The 2712-nt window shown below is 41.3% G+C and carries 1 protein-coding gene; it reads right to left on the reverse strand.

What is annotated here, in order from left to right:
- Positions 1 to 57: 57 nt before the first annotated feature.
- Complete coding sequence (gene gyrA, locus A5294_RS06145) at positions 58 to 2688, reverse strand: DNA gyrase subunit A (RefSeq protein ID WP_004106095.1); 2631 nt, start codon at positions 2686 to 2688, stop codon at positions 58 to 60.
- Positions 2689 to 2712: the final 24 nt, after the last annotated feature.

Here is a 2712-nt window from a genome sequence, read left to right on the forward strand (position 1 = left end):
GTACTCTCAAATTTTTAAGAAATAATATTATTAATATTATTCCGTATAAGAAGTTTCTTAAGCTTCCTCATTTTCTGAAGTAGCTTCTTTTTCTTCTAATTGATTTTCTTCGTCATCCGTTTCTTCATTACGGGCAATAGAAATAATTTCATCGCCTTTATCCGGCTTAGCTAAGGTTACGCCTTGAGTTGTTCTACCAGTACGCTTCACTTCGTTAACGTCAGAACGAATTACCTTACCGGACTTCATAATTGCCATTACTTGATCTGTTTCTTCAACAATCAAAGCTCCAACTAATGAACCACGACCCTCTGCAAGTTGAACAGCTTTAACACCGTAGCCGTTTCTTCCTTGCAAACGATACTCTTCAATAGCAGTTCGCTTAGCAAAACCTTCATTAGTAACAACAAGAAGATCTTTACTAGTTTCTGCTGCAACAACGTCCATATCAAGTAATTCGTCACCTTCACGGAATCTCATACCCTGAACGCCGGCAGTCTGACGACCCATTGGTCGAAGTTGTTCATCATCTGCTCTAAACTTCAAACTCATTCCAAGCTTAGAAACAAGAATAATGTCGTCTTCTGAATTACACAAAGCTGCACCAATAAGCTCATCAACAGGTTCACCTGTTTCTTCATTTGCCATCAAACGTACAGCAATCAAACCGCCTTGACGTGGAGAATCATACTCTTGCAATGCAGTTTTCTTAACTTTTCCAGAACGAGTTGCCAATACCAAGTATTTAGCGACATCATAATTTGGAATTGATAACACTGCTTGAATTGTTTCTCCAGGGGCAAATTGCAACAAATTAGCAACATGCTGACCTTTAGAATCGCGAGATCCTTCTGGAAGTTCGTAGGCTTTCAGACGATAAACTCGACCACGATTAGTAAAGAAGAGCAACCAATTGTGTGTAGAAGTTAAGAAGAAGTGATCAACTACATCATCTTCACGAAGCTTTGCACCCTTAATACCTTTACCACCGCGGTGTTGAGCACGATACTCGTCTGCCTTAGTACGCTTAATATAACCTGCGCGAGTTACTGTTACAACAACGTTTTCTTCAGCAATAAGATCTTCAACATTCATTTCACCAGAGAATGGAAGAATCTTAGTTCTGCGATCATCACCATATTTTGCAACAATTTCATCCAGTTCATCGCCAACAATTTTGCGCTGACGTTCTGGGCTTGCCAAAATATCGTTGTAATCAGCAATTTTAATCATCAAATCTTCATGCTCGTCGAGAATCTTCTGACGTTCCAAAGCTGCAAGTCTACGAAGTTGCATTGCAAGAATGGCATCCGCTTGAACTTCATCAACATCAAGCAAATTCATTAAACCAGTACGAGCAGTTTCAACATCTTTAGATGAACGAATTAAAGCCACAACTTCATCGATCATATCCAAAGCTTTCAAATAGCCTTGCAAAATATGATCTCGCTCTTCAGCTTCACGCTTTAAGTAACGTGTACGCCTATCAATTACTTCAAGCTGATGGGTTACCCAATGACGAATAAACGCATCCAAGCTCAAAGTTCTAGGAACACCATCAACCAAAGCAAGCATATTTGCGCCGAAAGTTTGCTGCAATTGCGAATGCTTATACAAGTTATTTAAAACAACTTTTGGAACAGCATCGCGCTTAAGAACAAGAACCAAACGCTGACCAGTACGGCCAGACGTTTCGTCGCGCATATCTGCAATACCTTGAATTTTGCCATCTCGTACAGCTTCACGAATAGAAGCAGCTAAGCGATCAGGATTAACTTGGTATGGAAGCTCGGTAACAACCAAGCACATACGTCCCTTAATTTCCTCAGTATTAACTACTGCTCGCATTGTAATTAAGCCACGACCTGTACGATAGGCTTGCTCAATTCCCTTATGACCTAAGATTGTTGCTCCAGTAGGGAAATCAGGTCCTTTAATTCGCTGAATTAAAGCTTCAAGAAGTTCTTCCTTGCTTGCATCAGGATGATCCAACGCCCAGTGCACACCATCAGCCACTTCACGCATATTATGAGGTGGAATATTGGTTGCCATACCAACAGCAATACCAGCAGAACCATTAACTAAAAGATTCGGGAAACGAGCTGGCAAAACCGTAGGCTCTTGAGTTTTACCATCATAATTTGGCAGGAAATCAACGGTATCTTTATCGATATCTCGTACCATTTCCATAGCCAACGGTGCCATACGGCATTCCGTATAACGCATTGCTGCTGCAGGATCATCACCAGGAGAACCAAAGTTTCCTTGACCATCAACAAGCATATAGCGCATTGACCAAGACTGAGCCATACGCACTAAAGTGTCATAGATAGCAGAATCACCATGAGGGTGATACTTACCCATAACATCACCGACAACGCGAGAACACTTGTTATATCCGCGATCAGGCCTGTATCCTCCATCATACATTGCATAAATAACACGACGGTGAACAGGCTTTAAACCATCACGAACATCTGGTAAAGCACGCTCAACAATAACAGATAATGCGTAAGCTAAATAAGATTCGCGCATTTCCTGCTGCAAATCCATGTTCTTTACGCGAGCACCCTTCATTAAGCCATAATCAGTATTATCTGCTTCCTGAGGGCTCTGTGGTTCCATAGAACCATCTGGAAGCTGATCTCGCTCAGCATCATCACGAGCGGAATTTATTTCGTCTACCACTTCAATTCCTTCTTAATCTTATAA

Origin of the sequence: Gardnerella sp. 30-4 (genome assembly GCF_001641215.1) — a bacterium.
Taxonomy (GTDB): domain Bacteria; phylum Actinomycetota; class Actinomycetes; order Actinomycetales; family Bifidobacteriaceae; genus Bifidobacterium; species Bifidobacterium leopoldii.